Annotated in this window: 12 protein-coding genes and 1 tRNA gene; 4 read left to right on the top strand and 9 right to left on the bottom strand. The window is 38.0% G+C overall.

Annotated features, from left to right (window positions below; all coding sequences use genetic code 11):
* Position 1: 1 nt before the first annotated feature.
* The gene (locus ACUNWD_RS05645; protein ID WP_445586806.1) at positions 2–943 is read right to left on the bottom strand and encodes a bifunctional riboflavin kinase/FAD synthetase; all 942 of its coding nucleotides are present in this window, start codon (positions 941–943) and stop codon (positions 2–4) included.
* A gap of 166 nt (positions 944–1,109) precedes the next feature.
* On the opposite strand from ACUNWD_RS05645, the gene ACUNWD_RS05640 reads away from it, so the two are divergent.
* The 3 genes from ACUNWD_RS05640 (at position 1,110) to ACUNWD_RS05630 (ending at position 4,215) form a co-directional block, all read left to right on the top strand.
* Positions 1,110–2,258 (top strand): thioredoxin-like domain-containing protein, encoded by a 1,149-nt coding sequence (locus ACUNWD_RS05640; RefSeq protein ID WP_445586805.1) that lies wholly within the window; start codon positions 1,110–1,112, stop codon positions 2,256–2,258.
* Between the two features lie 102 nt (positions 2,259–2,360).
* Positions 2,361–3,122: a UDP-2,3-diacylglucosamine diphosphatase gene (locus tag ACUNWD_RS05635; RefSeq protein WP_445586804.1), complete on the top strand. Its 762-nt coding sequence runs from the start codon at positions 2,361–2,363 to the stop codon at positions 3,120–3,122.
* A gap of 10 nt (positions 3,123–3,132) precedes the next feature.
* Positions 3,133–4,215: a 3-oxoacyl-ACP synthase III family protein gene (locus tag ACUNWD_RS05630; protein WP_445586803.1), complete on the top strand. Its 1,083-nt coding sequence runs from the start codon at positions 3,133–3,135 to the stop codon at positions 4,213–4,215.
* A 56-nt stretch (positions 4,216–4,271) separates the two neighbouring features.
* On the opposite strand, the gene ung is transcribed toward ACUNWD_RS05630, so the two are convergent.
* Positions 4,272–4,934, bottom strand: coding sequence for a uracil-DNA glycosylase (gene ung / locus ACUNWD_RS05625; RefSeq protein ID WP_445586802.1), 663 nt, complete (start codon positions 4,932–4,934; stop codon positions 4,272–4,274).
* Positions 4,935–5,158: 224 nt separating this feature from the next.
* Between ung and ACUNWD_RS05620 the strand changes: the two genes are divergently transcribed.
* A complete protein-coding gene (locus ACUNWD_RS05620; protein WP_445586801.1) occupies positions 5,159–6,475 on the top strand; it encodes a DNA recombination protein RmuC in 1,317 nt (438 codons plus the stop codon).
* A 130-nt stretch (positions 6,476–6,605) separates the two neighbouring features.
* Here ACUNWD_RS05620 and ACUNWD_RS05615 read toward each other — a convergent pair whose 3' ends face one another.
* From ACUNWD_RS05615 to lptB, 7 genes are all read right to left on the bottom strand, one after another.
* The gene (locus ACUNWD_RS05615; protein ID WP_445586800.1) at positions 6,606–7,433 is read right to left on the bottom strand and encodes an ABC transporter permease; all 828 of its coding nucleotides are present in this window, start codon (positions 7,431–7,433) and stop codon (positions 6,606–6,608) included.
* Positions 7,388–8,008, bottom strand: coding sequence for an ABC transporter ATP-binding protein (locus ACUNWD_RS05610; protein WP_445586799.1), 621 nt, complete (start codon positions 8,006–8,008; stop codon positions 7,388–7,390). Before ACUNWD_RS05610 ends, ACUNWD_RS05615 begins: the two co-directional genes overlap by 46 nt.
* Positions 8,009–8,064: 56 nt before the next feature.
* The gene (clpX, locus tag ACUNWD_RS05605; RefSeq protein WP_445586798.1) at positions 8,065–9,303 is read right to left on the bottom strand and encodes an ATP-dependent Clp protease ATP-binding subunit ClpX; all 1,239 of its coding nucleotides are present in this window, start codon (positions 9,301–9,303) and stop codon (positions 8,065–8,067) included.
* Between the two features lie 4 nt (positions 9,304–9,307).
* Positions 9,308–9,979, bottom strand: a complete 672-nt coding sequence (gene clpP, locus ACUNWD_RS05600) for an ATP-dependent Clp endopeptidase proteolytic subunit ClpP (protein WP_445586797.1) — start codon at positions 9,977–9,979, stop codon at positions 9,308–9,310.
* A 126-nt stretch (positions 9,980–10,105) separates the two neighbouring features.
* A complete protein-coding gene (gene tig / locus ACUNWD_RS05595) occupies positions 10,106–11,461 on the bottom strand; it encodes a trigger factor (protein WP_445586796.1) in 1,356 nt (451 codons plus the stop codon).
* Between the two features lie 139 nt (positions 11,462–11,600).
* Positions 11,601–11,682, bottom strand: a tRNA-Leu gene (locus ACUNWD_RS05590).
* 86 nt (positions 11,683–11,768) lie between these two features.
* Entirely contained in the window at positions 11,769–12,491 is a 723-nt protein-coding gene (gene lptB / locus ACUNWD_RS05585; RefSeq protein WP_445586795.1) for an LPS export ABC transporter ATP-binding protein, read from the bottom strand.
* Position 12,492: the final 1 nt, after the last annotated feature.

The raw sequence follows: 12,492 nt of genomic DNA, 5'->3' as shown, positions 1-12,492 counted from the left end.
GCTAGTATTTATTGCTCTCCAGCGTCTTAATTATGATTTGCTTGTCTTTTTCTAATTGCGTTCTCAACTCATCAACCGAACCGAATTTTTGTTCCTCGCGGGTCTTCTGTATGAATTTAATTTCTAGTTGTTGATTATAAATGTCTCCATCAAAGTCAATAATATGAACTTCAATGCTTCGATGATCTGCATTTCTATTAACGGTTGGTCGGGTCCCAATGTTGAGCATTCCTTTGAAAATCTGCTCATTTAGCTTCACGTATACAGCATATACACCATGTCCGGGAATGATTTTATTTGGATCTGATGTTTCTATGTTTGCCGTTGGAAATTGAATTTTGCGCCCAAGTTGTTGTCCTTCAACAACGCTACCATGCAATGTAAATGGATAACCGAGATAGGTATTCGCTTTTTCAATGTCCCCATCTTGAAGGGCATTTCGAATTTGGGTTGAACTAATCTCTACATCATCTGATAAAAGGACATCTATTTGTTCTAAATTGAACTGAAAAGTTGAAGAAAGATCATTTAGCACTTCGAAACCACCTTCCCTGTTTTTTCCAAATTTGTGATCATGCCCAACCACCAAACTATTGACCTTTAGTTTTTCAATCAGAATTTTTTTGACGAATTCAATATAGCTTAGCTGAGAAAATTCTTTGGTGAATGGATAAATAATTAAATGCTCCAGTCCCGCTTTCTCAAATAATTCGATTTTTTCATTCAGGGTGGTTAATAGTCTTAAATTCCCTTCGTCAGGGAAAAGTACTTGTCGGGGATGAGGGTAAAAAGTGAAAATTACCGTTTCTCCATGATTCTTTGAAGCAATTTTCTTTAAACTGTCAATTATTTTAAAGTGGCCTAAATGCACGCCATCAAAAGATCCAATTGTTAAAACCGGTCTTTTTACCTTGAACTCGTTGATATCCCGATAAACTTTCATTTCTGATTTTGGATTTCAGCCCGTAAAAGTACAATTTTTAACTGCTTTTGATTGAAAATAACAATTAAAACAAGTTCATGTTTCAAAAGATTCTTCCAAGACTCTTTGAATGATAGGTAAATTATTATTTTTACGCTTCAATATTACTAACGTAAAAAACTATATTGTGAGAAAAGTAGTTGTTCTGATTGCTTTGATAGCGACCGTTTTTACTGCCTGCAAGGAGTCTGGCAAATTTAAAATTGAAGGTAAAATCAGCAATGCTGGTGGTGAATATGTTTACCTCGACCTTCTAAAAGTGAATGCTACAGAAAAAGTAGACTCCGTTAAAATAGGGAAAGACGGTGATTTTAAGTTCACAGGAGATGTGGCTTATCCTACATTTTTTCTAATGAAGCTTAATGAAAAGAATTTCGTTACCCTACTGGTAGATTCTGCAGAACAAGTGCAAGTTGCCGGCGATGCTGCAAATTTTTCTCGCGATTATGTTGTTGTTGGTTCGCCAGGTTCCGAATTGGTTCAGAAACTGAATTTACGTTTAAGCAGGACAAAGCATGTTTTGGATTCAATTCGGTCTTTGCATGTGCTGTTTCGAAAAGATCCCAATTATCAGGAATTGAAGAAAAAATGGGACGAGAATTATAATGAAGTGATGCAAGAGCAAATTGATTATTCCACCAATTTTGTTCGAGAGAATCCATTTTCAATGGCAAGTGTGCTGGCTTTATACCAGAAGTTTGATAATGATACATATGTCGTTCGTGATTTGAATTCATTGAAAATTGCGGCTTCAGCGCTAAACTCATTTTATCCGGAGTCTGACCACGTAAAAGCACTTTATGCAAATACATTAAAATTGATGAGTGATGAACGCAGTGCAAAAATGGGCCAATTTATTAAGGAATATGGAGAAAACAGCCCTGAAATATTACTTCCAAATCCAGATGGAAAAGAAATTGCATTGACCTCATTGAGAGGGAAATATGTTTTACTTCAGTTTTGGTCTTCGCAAGACCGGGGATCTCGAATAATTAACCCTGTGCTGGTTGAAATCTACAATAAATACAAGCGGAAAGGCTTTGATATTTATCAGGTAAGTGTTGATGAGAATCGCTACGAATGGATTGACGCCATTGATAAGGATGGATTGAGCTGGACCAATGTTGGCGACATGAAAGGAAGTACTTCAGCTTTGAATAATTACAATGTGAAACAAATTCCATTTAATTATTTGCTTGATAAAGAGGGCACCGTTATTGCCAGAAATTTGAAAGGTCCTGAGCTTGACAAAGTTCTGGGAGAGATGCTTAACTAATCTTTGCAACTTTTAGGGCATTCATTTTGCCAAGAAAATCTTGAAACTTAATTTTTTACTAATATCTTTGACATCGTTTTTTAAAACGGCAAAAAATCAAGATTGAAAAACGTTAGTGGCAAAATATATTTTGTTTCAGATATTCATCTGGGAGCTCCGGCTTTAAATAATAATCTGCAACGAGAAAAGCTTTTTGTAAAATGGCTTGATGAAATCAAAAAGGATGCTTCCGTGATTTTTTTAATGGGAGATATTTTTGATTACTGGTTTGAATACAAAAAGGTAGTTCCTCGTGGATTTACCAGGACATTGGGAAAAATAGCTGAGATTGTTGACTCTGGAATTCCTGTTCATTTTTTTACCGGAAATCATGATGTTTGGGTATTTGATTATTTGCCAGCCGAGTTAGGAGTTGAGGTACATCGAAGCGAGATGAGAGTTTCTTTTTCAGGTAAAAAGTTTTTTCTCGCACATGGTGACGGGCTCGATCCTTTTGACAAAGGCTATAATTTATTGAAAAAGGTATTCACCAATCGTTTTTTGCAATGGGTGTTTGCTCGCGTGCATCCGAATTTTGCAATGTCAGTTGCTCATAGATGGTCAAAAAATAGCCGATTGGGGAAAGGATTGGGAGAGCATTTTAAAGGTGATGATAAAGAAGGACTTTTTGTCTTTGCCAAAGAACTTCTTACCAAAGAAGATTTTGATTACGTCATATTTGGTCACCGTCATCTTTTAATGGATGAACCACTAGGTGATAAAGCAAGATACATTAATTTGGGTGACTGGATTACCCATTATTCGTATGGCGTTTTTGATGGAGAAAAATTTGAATTGAAAACATATAAGGGCGAAAGCCTCTGATGATACTATTATGAGTAAGCAGATATACACAAAAATTATTGGAACCGGAAGTTACATACCGGAACAGGTAATTAAGAATGATCATTTTCTTGATTATGAATTTTATGATCCTTCAACCAAAAAGCCATTCGATAAGAGTAATGAGGAAATTATTCAGAAATTTCATGAAATAACGAATATCGAAGAACGCAGGTGGGTGAAAGAAGACCAGGTAAATTCGGACATTGCCGCACTGGCTGTGAAGAATGCCTGCGAATCATCCGGTATTGATAAGGAATCACTTGATTTTATCATTCTGGGTCACAACTTTGGCGATGTTTATCACGGAACTACCAGCGTTGATACACTTCCCGGACTTGCGAACCGCGTAAAAGATATTTTAAAAATAAAGAATCCGGCTTGTATTTGTCATGATGTAATTTCAGGTTGTCCTGGATGGACACAGTCGATGATTATTGCTGATGCTTACATTCGGAGTAAGTCATTTAAACGTGGTGTGGTGATTGGATCTGACGTGTTATCACGAATTTCTGATCCGCATGACCGGGATACAATGATTTTTGCAGACGGCGCAGGTGCTACAATTGTTGAAGCCGTTGAGAGTGATACACCAATTGGCATTATTTCTCATAGCAGTCGTTCTGATTCAACTCCATATTCCAATTTGTTAACTTTTGGAAAGTCTAGCAATCCGAATTTTAGCGGGAATGACTTATTCCTTAAAATGGCTGGTCATAAGTTGTACGTCTATGCAATTAGTCACGTCCCGGGAGTCGTTAAAGAAAGTATTGAAAAAGCTGGCTTGCAGCTGAGTGATATTAAAAAAGTATTGATTCATCAAGCGAACGAAAAAATGGACGATACCATCTTGAAAGGTGTGTTTAAGCTGTATAAAGAGAAACAAATTCCTGAAGGAATTATGCCAATGAGTATTCGTAAGTTGGGTAATTCATCAACAGCAACTGTTCCTACCTTGTTGGATTTAGTTGTTAAAGGAAAGATGGAAAATCACGAAATAAACGAAGGTGATTATGTGATTCTTTGTTCGGTGGGAGCTGGAATGAATGTAAACTCCATCGTATATAAATGGTAATCTGGTTCGAACTACAATAAACGAAGCTGCTCCAAATTTTGGTGCAGCTTTTTTGTTTACCATTCAATTGAAGTTAAGTCTTTGCTGGCTAAAAAATCATTCGCTTTGCTAAAATGATTGTTACCAAAGAAACCTCGGCTTGCAGATAATGGAGATGGGTGTACAGATGTTAATACTAAATGCTTATTGCGGTCAATGAATTCACCTTTTCGGATCGCATAGTTTCCCCATAAGATAAATACAACGTGTTCTTTTTCTTCGTTGATTTTATGAATGACGGCATCTGTAAATTCTTCCCAGCCTTTTCGCTGATGCGAACCGGCAGTGTGCGCCCGAACAGTCAGTGTTGCATTTAAAAGTAAAACGCCTTGTTTAGCCCAATCGGTAAGGTTGCCGCTTGTTGGTATTTCTTTGCCGACATCTTGCTTTAATTCTTTAAAAATATTTCTTAAGCTGGGCGGAAAATCAATTCCGTCATTTACAGAAAAGCATAATCCGTGGGCCTGCCCGGGGCCATGGTAAGGATCCTGTCCTAAAATCACCACTTTCAATTGATCAAATGGACATTGGTCAAAGGCATTAAAAATGAGCTTGGCAGGTGGGAAAATTTGATGTGCCCGGTATTCATTGTGAACGAATTCACTCAGTTTTTTAAAATACGGTTTTTCAAATTCGTCAGTTAATTGGTTTTTCCAGCTCGACTCAATTTTAACATCCATGGGGAAAGGGTTTTATTTTGATCAGCTAAAAATACCACTATTGTTTTAAGAAGCAAAGGCGGAAATAGAAGTGGGAGATAAAAAAGAAGAATCTAGAAAAAATGCTTCGGGAATGAGCAATTGGAATTTGTGAGTGCATCGTCGAAACTCCTTTCTAATTTCTCAAGCTGGCTCTTTCCCATCTACATTCTTCTTCGTACTTTTAACTTTCAAATTCACAATCTATGGAAATTATTTATCTGCTTGCAGGTCTGGCTATTGGTTTTTTGTTGGACTTTCTAATTACTAAATTGAAATCGAAATCTGTCGAAAATCAAATACTTTCTGATAAAACCGAATTTGAAAAAATAAAAGCTCAGCTGGAAGAGCGGGTGAATAATCTTCAGACTGATAAAGCGACTTTGACCGAGAAACTTGAAAAGGAAGAAGAAATAAACACACAACAGGCAGACCGGTTGGCAAGAGCTGAAGTTGAGTTTGCCAATATGAAGGAAAAATTGGTGACTCAGAAGCAAGAATTGGAAGATTTGCAGAAAAAGTTCACTACCGAGTTTGAAAATATTGCCCACAAAATATTGAAGCAAAATTCTCAGGAGTTCACTCAGGTCAATCAAAAGAATATCGGGGATATTCTAAATCCGTTGAAAGAGAAGATTCTTCTGTTTGAAAAGAAAGTCGAAGAAACTTATGAGAAAGGTTTGAAAGATCAAACCGATCTGAAGGCAGAGCTTAAGAAGCTTCACGATCTGAATATGAAAATTAGTGATGAGGCGAACAACCTGACCAAAGCTTTGAAAGGAGATGTGAAGAAACAAGGGAATTGGGGTGAGGTGATTCTGGAACGCATTTTGGAACGATCTGGCCTTAATGAAGGAGAACAAGGCTATCAAAAACAATTTAGTGATACTTCTGAAGAGGGTAAACGGATTCAGCCTGACGTTGTTATAAACCTTCCCGATAATAAGCATATAATTGTTGACTCAAAGGTTTCATTGATAGCCTATGAGCGAGCTGTTAACTCAGAAACTGAAGAGGATCGGGTAAAGCATATTAAAGAGCATCTAATAAGTTTAAAACAGCACATTAAAGGCTTGAGTGAAAAGCATTATCAAAGTGCATCGAAGTTAAACTCACCTGACTTTGTTTTATTGTTTCTTCCTATTGAGGCTTCATTTAGTGTCGCTATTCAAGAAGATCAGGAATTGTTTTCGTATGCGTGGGATCAGAAAGTTGTTATTGTAAGTCCATCGACTTTGTTGGCTACTTTGCGTACAATTTCATCGATCTGGCAACAGGAAAATCAAACCAGGAATTCACTGGAAATTGCCCGTCAGGGTGGGGCTCTATACGATAAGTTTGTCAACTTTGTTGCAGACCTTGAGAAGATTGGCACCAACCTCGATCAGACTCGTAAAAATTATGATCTGGCAATGAATAAGCTAAATGATGGACGCGGAAACTTAGTACGTTCTGCCGAAAAACTGCGCGAACTGGGTGCAAAAGCCAGCAAGGAACTTCCGCAAAAATTTCTGGAAGAATAGGGGGCATGATTTTTAACTGTTGTCCTTTCCATAAGTTGGAAGCTATAATACAAGAAGCTTTTGTTTCGAAAATATTCAGGTAATTAGTACTGCTCGTTACTATCATATTTCGATTGATTCTAAATGATACTTACTTCAAAATCCCTTTATCCAACTGGTCACTTTTATTAAACCCTTTGTGCACAGCTGTATATAGTTGTAGCAGGTTGCTCAGTAAACTATTGAAGAATATAATAATCATCACCATGATCTGGTATTTTACAGCAAGCATTGGGTCGGAACCTCCAAGTATTTGTCCAGTCATTACGCCGGGCAGAGATACCAAGCCAACAGTAGCCATGGTTGCCAGATTTGGTGCCATTGCTGTTCGAACTGCTTCTTTTACAAATGGACGGGAAGCTTCCTGTCGGGTGGCACCGGTTGCCAACAAATACTGATAGGTTTTATTTTCTTTTCTGGCTTGGTTGAAAAATGTTTTCAGCGATACAATGTTTGATTTCAAGGTATTTCCCAACATTAATCCGGCAACTGGAATGAGAAGTTCTGCCTGAAAAATGTTATCAAGCTGTACGATTGCCCAATTGAAATACAGTAAGGTGAGAAGTGTTGGGAGTAACATGCAGATAAAGGTTGGGAACCAAAGTTTTTTTATCGCCAAATTGGATGTCCGAATAGCTGAAAAAGCAGCGATTAGAACCATCACAAGCACATATGCAACGTTCACAAATGGATTATTGAGCAGAAAGATGTATTTCAGGTAAACAGCAACAAATCCCAATTGAACCAACATCCTTAATACGGCAATTCCCAATTTTTTATTGAATCCTAAGCGAAGTTGCCACACCAATACCATGGTTGGAACAACGAGTAGAAGCCCCAATAGAATGCCGCTTATGGAAATATTGGCTGCATTCATGCCTGAAAGTGGCTGATGTTTCTGATTCCTGGTAGTTGCCATGCCGGATCATGACTCACACAAAGCACTGTCTTTTTTGTATTGATAATGTAGTCAATGAAAAACTGACGTTGCTTCTCGTCCATGGCCGAAGTAGGTTCGTCCAATAATAACACTGACCTGTCCAGAAGCATGATTAATACCCAGCCCAGGCGTTGGCGTTCACCACCAGAAATTTCGCTGGTGTTTTTTAAAAGGGTTTCTTCAGTAAGATTGACTTCTTTCAGCTTTTCAATTAGTTTTTCTTCCGAGTAGTGGATGCTTTTGTTGGCAGAGTAATTGAATATTTCCTGAAAGACATCCCTTACTTTGCCATTGGGGAAGTCAATATCCTGGCTTAAATAACCAATTTGTTTCCTGATTTTTCGGAGGTTCTCGGGCTTGACTTCTTTCCCGTTTAAGAATACTTTCCCGTTTTCGGGATCAACAAATCCAAGCACTAGTTTTAATAAACTGGTTTTTCCACTTCCTGAAGGAGCAGAGAAAACTACCTTTTCGCCTTTTGCTACGGTTAGGTTGAATTGATCAAATAACTGCTTATTCCCCAGTTTTAGGGTGATATTTTTGAATCGTATCATGAAGAATAAGTTTTGTTCGACGACAAAAAAGCCGGACAAAATCCGGCTATGTATAATTAACTTGCTTTTAAACGTTGTGCATTGCCCGGATCCATCTTTTGCTCCGCATAATCTTTCGAGATCTTCAATTGTTTGATTCCATCTGTCGGGCTATCAAACATTGCATCAATCATTATGCTTTCACATATTGAGCGTAATCCACGAGCTCCTAATTTGAATTCAACGGCCTTGTCAACAATAAACTCCAGGGCATCTTCTTCAAAACTTAATTCAATCTCATCCAATTCAAATAACTTGACATATTGCTTGATGATTGAATTTTTTGGTTCCGTAAGGATGCTTCTTAATGCTTCCCTGTCTAATGGTCGCAAATAAGTAAGCACTGGCAAGCGCCCAATAATTTCAGGAATCAAACCAAAGCTTTTCAAATCTTGTGGAGAAATATACTGAAGCATATTATTGCGGTCAATCTTGTCAACACTCTTTTGTGCTCCATAGCCAACAACGGCAGTATTTAATCGTTTGGATATTTTCTTTTCAATACCATCAAAAGCACCACCACATACAAATAGAATGTTTTTAGTGTTTACCGGTATCATTTTTTGTTCCGGATGTTTACGTCCACCCTGAGGAGGAACATTGACCACAGCTCCTTCAAGTAATTTTAATAATCCTTGCTGAACACCTTCGCCGGAAACATCCCGTGTAATGGATGGATTATCTCCTTTGCGGGCAATTTTATCAATTTCATCGATGAAAACAATACCGCGTTCAGCAGCTTCTACATTGTAATCAGCAGCCTGAAGAAGACGGGTTAGTAAACTTTCGATATCTTCACCCACATAACCAGCTTCTGTAAGAACCGTGGCATCGACAATGGTAAAAGGTACGTGCAACATTTTAGCGATGGTGCGAGCCAGCAACGTTTTGCCAGTCCCAGTTTCACCAACTAAGATGATGTTGGATTTTTCAATCTCTGTTTCGTCGCTCTGAACCTTTTGTGTCAACCTTTTATAATGGTTATATACAGCAACCGACAGGATTTTTTTTGCCTGATCCTGTCCGATTACATACTCATCCAGAAACTCTTTGATCTCTTTAGGCTTTAACAATTTTAAGCCATTCAGGTCAAATTCAGTCTCCGATTTAAATTCTTCTTCAACGATGGCGTATGCTTGTTCAATGCAGCGATCACATATATGACCCTCCATTCCAGCGATTAGGAGATTGACCTCCTTCTTCTCCCTGCCACAAAATGAACATTTATCCATAGTATTGTTTAATTCCGTATCCAATGTGCTAGCTTCTTACTAAAATTTCGTCAATCATTCCATATTCCTTTGCTTCTTCCGAAGTCAACCAGTAATCTCTGTCCGCATCGCTTTCTACTTGCTCATACGAATTTCCAGAATGTTTGGCTATGATATCGTATAATTCTTTTTTCAATTTTAAGATTTCACGAGCTGTGATTTCAATATCCGAAGCCTGGCCAGATGCACCTCCCATAGGTTGGTGAATCATGATTCGTGAATGCTTTAATGCTGAACGTTTGCCTTCAGTTCCGGCTGTCAACAAAACAGCACCCATGGAGGCAGCCATGCCTGTGCAAATAGTTGCAATGTCAGGTGAAATGTACTGCATCGTATCATAGATACCTAATCCAGCGTGTACTGAGCCTCCCGGAGTGTTAAAATAGATTTGAATATCTTTTGAGGGATCAGTTGATTCCAAGAATAGTAACTGAGCCTGTATGATATTTGCAATGTAGTCGTCAATTGGAGTACCTAGAAAGATAATGCGGTCCATCATCAAACGTGAAAACACGTCCATTGATGCTACATTTAACTGGCGTTCTTCGATGATATATGGAGTTAAGCTATTTGTGAACAACGAATCGTAGCGATGCATTGTCAAACTGCTAATTCCAATATGCTTGGTGGCGTATTTATTAAATTCTCTTTTGTCGCTCATGATATAATCTCCTGTAAAAAAAAAAACTTTGTAAAAGTCAGGTCGAATTGAACTGAAAGAACAGTCCCCGTTTCCCGAATTTTACAAAGTTAAAAAATTATGCTATTAGCCTAGGCTACAGCGAAATTATTTTTCCAGTAATTTATTAAAGTCTTCAAGTGAAATTGGTTTCTCGTCAATATTCACATTCTCTTTAATTACTTCGATGATTTTGTCTTCCTGAACTTTGGTAACGATGCGTCTGCGTTCTTCTTCGTTTTGAAGAATTTGATCTGCATAATTATTCAAATATTCATCAGGTACGCTTGACATTCCGTACTGACGGAATTGAGATAATGCCATTTCTTTAGCACCTTCTTTTATATCTTCATCTTCAACCTTGATTTCATTGTCTTTTGTCAGCTTGTCTTTAATCAGCTGCCAGCGAAGATCTTTCATGAAATTGTCAAAGTCTTGCTCGATTTGCTCTTCTGTAAGCTCCTCATTGGTTGCTTTAATCCAACGCTTAAGGAATTCTTCAGGAAGTTCCATTTCAATTTTGTCAAGCAAAATGTCGCGACTGTCTAATGCGAATTTGTAATTGCTTGAAAGTTTGAAATTGTCTTCTAGGTCAGCTTTTATTTTAGCACGAAATTCTTCTTCTGTTTTAATCTCAGTATCTTCTCCAAAAGCTTTTTTGAATAGATCTTCATTCAACTCAGCTTTTTCAAAGCGAAGAACTTCTGAAATTGTAAATTTGAAATCACCTTCAATTTTTTCAGCGTCCTCGTGAGAAACATTCAACAAGTGTCCAACTTCATGTTTGTTTTCGTAAACTTTTACAGGATCGAAAACCATTACATCGCCAGCTTTCTTGCCAATAGCTGCTTGTTTTACTTCCTCGTCTTTCATTAAGTCGATGGCGATAATAACCTGCTCAGCTTTGATGCCTTCTTCCAATTCATTTCCTTCAGCGTCCAATTGAACAAAGTCTCCACGTAAGGTGTCTTTGTCAGCTGATTCATCAACTTTCACGTTCTCACCGAATCGACCCGTATAAGCTTCGATTTGCTTATCGATGGTTTCTTCGTCAACTTCAATGTTATAGAATGGATATTTTTTGCGCTTGTCCAGTTTTACTTCAATTTCCGGAGCAACTGCGATGTCAAATACAAATTCAAAGTCTTCGGTTGTATCCCAATCAAAACTTGCTTGCTTCTCCTCGTTTGGAAGTGGTTCACCTAAAATGTTTAATTTTTCTTCAACCAGGTATTTTGAAAGATTTTGAGACAACATCTTGTTTACCTCTTCAGCAACAATTGCTTTTCCATACATCTTTTTCACCAAACCTGCAGGTACCTTTCCTGGACGGAAGCCAGGCATGTTCGCTTTTTTGCGGTAGTCGCGAAGCGTATCATTTACCGTAACTTCATAATCGCTTTTCTCAATCTTTACAGTAACAATTGCATTAAGCTCGTTGATGTTTTCTTTTGTAATGTTCATAAAATCCCACTTAAAATTTTGGAAAATGTGCCGATAACCAAGGAGTTATCAAAATAAGCCGGTTGAAAACCCGGTGTATTAAATCAATAAAAACCGCATGCCATGCTTTTAAGCCAGGCATTGCGGTTGAACTTTGCTGTGCGGACGAAGGGACTCGAACCCCCACGCCGTATGGCACTAGATCCTAAGTCTAGCGCGTCTACCAATTCCGCCACGTCCGCTAATCGCGGCGCAAATATAAATCAATTTTTTTTAATTACCCAAACAGATAATTAAAGTTTTTTGAGAAAATGATTTAATTTTTTGCTTACCGAAGTGTAAAGTTCTGTCCCAGATATACTCTACGCACGTCTTCATCATTTGCTAAATCGTCAGCAGTGCCGGCTTTCATGATTGAACCTTCAAATAAAAGGTAAGATCGGTCGGTGATTGAAAGTGTTTCGTGTACATTATGGTCTGTGATTAAGACCCCAATATTTTTTTCTTTCAGTTTCTGCACGATTTCCTGAATATCTTCAACAGCGATCGGGTCAACACCAGCAAATGGTTCATCCAATAATATAAATTTAGGATCGATAGCCAGAGCTCGTGCGATTTCAGTCCTGCGTCGTTCACCACCCGAAAGCTGAAACCCTTTACTTTTGCGAATATGTTGAAGACCAAACTCCTCAATGAGCGATTCCAGCTTTTCCTGCTGATATTCTTTCGTGTAATCAGTCATTTCAAGCACAGCTCGTAAGTTGTCCTCTATGCTTAGTTTCCTAAATACCGATGCTTCTTGTGCCAGGTATCCAATTCCTTTTTTTGCTCGCTTATATACTGGTAGTTTGGTTATTTCTTCCTGATCGATGAATATCTTTCCTGATAGCGGCTGGATCAAACCAACAATCATGTAAAAAGAAGTTGTTTTTCCAGCACCATTTGGTCCAAGTAAGCCAACAATTTCTCCTTGGTTCACTTCAATTGAGACACCTTTGACAACTGTTCTTTTACGATATTTTTTTACAATATTTTCAGCACGTAGTTTCATG

It is taken from the genome of Sunxiuqinia sp. A32, from assembly GCF_052690465.1.
The sequence above is the reverse complement of the archived record's forward strand: the minus strand, read 5'-3'. Positions and strand labels throughout refer to the sequence as shown.

Bases quoted from the DNA above. Each gene is read 5' to 3' on its own strand.
- ACUNWD_RS05645 (WP_445586806.1), bottom strand. From the start codon at position 943: ATGAAAGTTTATCGGGATATCAACGAGTTCAAGGTAAAAAGACCGGTT.
- ACUNWD_RS05630 (WP_445586803.1), top strand. From the start codon at position 3,133: ATGAGTAAGCAGATATACACAAAAATTATTGGAACCGGAAGTTACATA.
- ung (WP_445586802.1), bottom strand. From the start codon at position 4,934: ATGGATGTTAAAATTGAGTCGAGCTGGAAAAACCAATTAACTGACGAA.
- ACUNWD_RS05620 (WP_445586801.1), top strand. From the start codon at position 5,159: ATGGAAATTATTTATCTGCTTGCAGGTCTGGCTATTGGTTTTTTGTTG.
- ACUNWD_RS05615 (WP_445586800.1), bottom strand. From the start codon at position 7,433: ATGGCAACTACCAGGAATCAGAAACATCAGCCACTTTCAGGCATGAAT.
- ACUNWD_RS05610 (WP_445586799.1), bottom strand. From the start codon at position 8,008: ATGATACGATTCAAAAATATCACCCTAAAACTGGGGAATAAGCAGTTA.
- clpP (WP_445586797.1), bottom strand. From the start codon at position 9,979: ATGAGCGACAAAAGAGAATTTAATAAATACGCCACCAAGCATATTGGA.
- tig (WP_445586796.1), bottom strand. From the start codon at position 11,461: ATGAACATTACAAAAGAAAACATCAACGAGCTTAATGCAATTGTTACT.
- lptB (WP_445586795.1), bottom strand. From the start codon at position 12,491: ATGAAACTACGTGCTGAAAATATTGTAAAAAAATATCGTAAAAGAACA.